Origin of the sequence: uncultured Corynebacterium sp. (assembly GCF_937999985.1) — a bacterium.
In the GTDB taxonomy this organism is placed as follows: domain Bacteria; phylum Actinomycetota; class Actinomycetes; order Mycobacteriales; family Mycobacteriaceae; genus Corynebacterium.
In genome coordinates, this window is sequence record NZ_CALLDG010000060.1 from 1 (window position 1) to 3,681 (window position 3,681).

Sequence of the window (3,681 nt, forward strand, 5' to 3'; positions counted from 1 at the left end):
CTAACGAAGGCCTCACTTTTCTAAACGCGGAGGGCAAAGGGGTAGGGTAATCCACGTGACACAGACGATTCAGACGCAAACGAGCGAGAACTCCGGCGCCGGTCGCACCTACGAAGTGCGCACCTTCGGCTGCCAGATGAACGTCCACGATTCCGAGCGACTGTCCGGCCTGCTGGAAGACTCCGGGTACGTGCCCGCAAACGAGGGCGCCACGCCGGACGTCGTGGTGTTTAACACCTGCGCCGTCCGCGAGAACGCGGACAAGCGCCTCTACGGAACCCTGGGCCAGATGAAGGCCATCAAGGATGAGCACCCCGGCATGCAGATCGCCGTGGGCGGATGCATGGCGCAGAAGGACAAGCAGACCGTGGTGGACAAAGCCCCCTGGGTCGACGTGGTCTTCGGCACCCACAACTTAGGCTCGCTGCCCACACTGCTGGAGCGCTCGGCGCACAACCACAAGGCAGAGGTGGAGATCTTTGACGCGCTCGAGGAGTTCCCCTCCGTGCTCCCCGCCAAGCGCGAATCCGCCTACGCCGGCTGGGTTTCCGTATCCGTCGGCTGCAACAACACCTGCACCTTCTGCATCGTGCCTTCACTGCGTGGCAAGGAGCAGGACCGCCGCCCCGGCGAGATCCTGGCCGAGGTCAAAGCGCTGGTGGAGCAGGGCGTGAGCGAAGTGACGCTGCTCGGGCAGAATGTGAACGCCTACGGCGTGAACTTCGCAGACGAAACCCTGGAGCGTGACCGCACCGCATTCTCCAAGCTGCTGCGCGCCTGCGGGGAAATCGAAGGGCTGGAGCGCCTGCGCTTCACCAGCCCACACCCGGCCGAGTTCACCGATGACGTGATCGACGCGATGGCAGAGACCCCCGCCGTGTGCCCGCAGCTGCACATGCCGCTGCAGTCCGGTTCGGACAAGGTGCTGAAGGACATGAAGCGCTCCTACCGCTCCAAGAAGTTCCTGGCAATCCTCGACAAGGTGCGCGAGCGCATCCCGCACGCGGCCATCACCACCGACATCATTGTTGGCTTCCCCGGCGAGACCGAGGAGGACTTCCAAGCGACCATGGACGTAGTGGAGAAGGCTCGCTTCTCCAGCGCCTTCACGTTCCAATACTCGCCGCGCCCCGGAACTCCGGCCGCGGAGATGGAAAACCAGGTGCCCAAGGCCGTCGTACAGGACCGGTACGAACGCCTCCTCGCGCTGCAGGAACGCATCAGCGAAGAAGAAAACCGCAAGCTCATCGGCACTACGCAGGAACTGCTGGTGCAGGCCGACGGGCGTAAAAACGACCGCACCCACCGCCGCTCCGGCCGTTCCCGCGACGGCCGCCTCGTGCACTTCACGCCCGAAGGCGACATCCGGGCAGGTGACGTTGTGGAGGTTGTTATTACTGACGCCGCGCCGCACTTCCTCATCGCCGACGGCGGGGTCGCGAGCCACACGCGCACCCGGGCGGGGGACATGACAGAGTTGGGGGAGACTCCGACTACGGCGCCTGTGGGCGTCGGACTGGGAATGCCGAGCATAAAGAAGCCCGAGCCGACGGCGGCGGGCGGATGTAGCACGGGAGGATGCGGCTGTGAGTAGTAACAACAAGAGCGCCAAGAGCTCCGAACAGGAAGTCGGAGACGACACGCTGGCACAGTACCGAGGCGACCTCAGCGGTGCCGAGCGCAGGATAGCCGGGCGCGTGGTGCTGGGCCGCTACGTGCCGCTGATCGTCTTCGGCTTCCTGGTTCCCCTCGTTATGATCTTCCTGCCACACGCGGGCGATGTGCGCGGCTACGACGTGCTGTTTAACACCCAGGTGGCGCAGGACGGCGCGACGGCTAAGCCGGAAATGATTTTCTCCTGGCTGCGCCTTATCGCGATCCTTTTGACCATCGGAACCCTGGTTTCGAAATCGTGGATCGTGGCATGGGTGAACTGGGCCTTTGCAGGTGTGGCCTGGTGGTACAACGTGTTTGCAATCTGGGTGCGCCAGACCCAGCCGCCGACGGAGTCGGGTGACGGCCCGGCCATCCCGCTGCTGTTCAGCCTGGTGGGCCTAACGGTGCTTTTCTACGCACTGTCCGCGGTTGTATTTCAAAAGAATCCCCTGCAGCGGGCGCTGGCGGCAGCGCGCCGCGAGGAAGCCCACCGCGACGAGGAATCCCGCCTGGCGCAGCAGCGGCTGCGCACGGGCATCGAGGACCGCGAGGATGCGGAGATCGTGGATGACCGCCGCGCCCGCGCGAAGGCCCGCCGCGAGCGCAAGGCCGAGCTCGAAAACCAGGAGAGCGAGCCCCAGCAGGAGAGCGAGGAGGACTAGCCCTCCACGGCGGCAGCGGCGGCGTCCGCCCACTCCTGCCACTGCGCGGCCTGGCCGCGTAGCTTCTCCGCCTTCGCGGACTTGCCCGCCTTCTCCGCGGCCTCGGCCTCGCGGTTGAACTGGTCCACCTTTGCCTGGAACTGGGCCACGCGCGCCTGGGCCTCCGGGTCGGTGCGGCGCCACTCGGCATCCGCAGCCTCCTCCACACGGGCCTCAATCGCCTTGATCTTGTCCTCGAACTCGCGCACGCGGCCGCGCGGTACGAAGCCAATCTGTTCCCACTTTTCCTGCAGCTCGTGCAGAACCTTGCGGGCCTTGTCCACCCCGTGCGCCTGCGGATCAACCTTCGGGGAGTACTCGTCAATGAGGGCCTGCTTGGCGTCCGCGTTGGCCTCGAACTCCTTATCGCGCTCGGCGGAATCCGCCTTGCGGGCGGCGAAGAACACGTCCTGCGCCTTGCGGAAGCGCTCCCACAGCTGGTCGTCTACGTTGCGCGGTGCGCGTCCCGCGGCCTTCCACTGGCTCATCAGGTCGCGGTACTTGGCGCTGGTTGGCCCCCACTCGGTGGAATTCTGCAGCGCCTCGGCCTGCTCGATCAGCTCTTCTTTCTTTAATCGCGCCCGCTCGCGGTTGCGGTCCAGCTCGTCGAAGTGCGCCTGGCGCTTGCGGTTGAACTCGGAGCGTGCCTTGGAGAAGCGCTTCCACAGCTCGTCGTCGGTGGAACGCTCCACCCCCTTGATGCTGCGCCACTGCTCGACGATCGCGCGGATGCGCTCGCCGGAGCGCTTCCAGTTCAGCGTGGACGGGTCGGCTGCGGCGATGCCCTCGACCTCCCCCAGCAGCTCTTCCTTCTGCGCCAGTGCGGAATCGCGGCGCTCCTGCTTGGCCTCCGCGACCTGCTTCTCGGCGGTCTGGGTGCGCTGGGAAATTTTTTCTAGGCGGGCATCCAGCGCGGCAATGTCGCCGATGACGGTTGCGGTGGGAAGGGCATCCTGCAGAATCTTCGCGTCGTGACGGATGGTCTGGGCTTGTTCCGGGTGGCTTTGCAGACGCGCCTCGAGCATCTGCACTTCAGTGCTCAGGTCGTCGTAGCGGGCGCCAAAGTGCTTCAGCCCCTCTTCGGGAGTACCGGCCTTGAACTCGCCGATCTGACGCTCGCCGTCGGCGGTCTTCAGCCATGCCACGCCGTCAGCGTCCACGCGGCCGAACTTCGCGGGGTCGTTCTTGGGGATGCTGACACCCCCGGTCTGCACTCCCTTCAGCCCAGGCTTGGCGCCTGGCTTGGGACCCGGCTTTGGGCCGGGCTTCGGGACCGGACGAGGATTCGTGGGATCAGTCATTGCGGGTACTCCTACCTAAAACC

3 protein-coding genes are annotated in these 3,681 nt (G+C 65.5%); 2 read left to right on the forward strand and 1 reads right to left on the reverse strand.

Annotated elements, in window-relative coordinates:
• Positions 1 to 55 precede the first annotated feature (55 nt).
• Both miaB and Q0331_RS02885 read left to right on the forward strand, forming a co-directional pair.
• Positions 56 to 1,594: a tRNA (N6-isopentenyl adenosine(37)-C2)-methylthiotransferase MiaB gene (gene miaB, locus Q0331_RS02880; RefSeq protein ID WP_298074704.1), complete on the forward strand. Its 1,539-nt coding sequence runs from the start codon at positions 56 to 58 to the stop codon at positions 1,592 to 1,594.
• Positions 1,587 to 2,318, forward strand: coding sequence for a hypothetical protein (locus tag Q0331_RS02885; RefSeq protein ID WP_298074706.1), 732 nt, complete (start codon positions 1,587 to 1,589; stop codon positions 2,316 to 2,318). Before miaB ends, Q0331_RS02885 begins: the two co-directional genes overlap by 8 nt.
• Here Q0331_RS02885 and Q0331_RS02890 read toward each other — a convergent pair.
• On the reverse strand, positions 2,315 to 3,658 hold the full coding sequence (locus Q0331_RS02890; protein WP_298074707.1) for a DUF349 domain-containing protein: 1,344 nt from the start codon (positions 3,656 to 3,658) through the stop codon (positions 2,315 to 2,317). The two genes, Q0331_RS02885 and Q0331_RS02890, sit on opposite strands and share 4 nt — an antisense overlap.
• Between the last annotated feature and the right edge of the window lie 23 nt (positions 3,659 to 3,681).

Excerpts from the sequence above, each read along its gene's own strand:
- Q0331_RS02890 (WP_298074707.1), bottom strand. The coding sequence starts at position 3,658 with ATGACTGATCCCACGAATCCTCGTCCGGTCCCGAAGCCCGGCCCAAAG.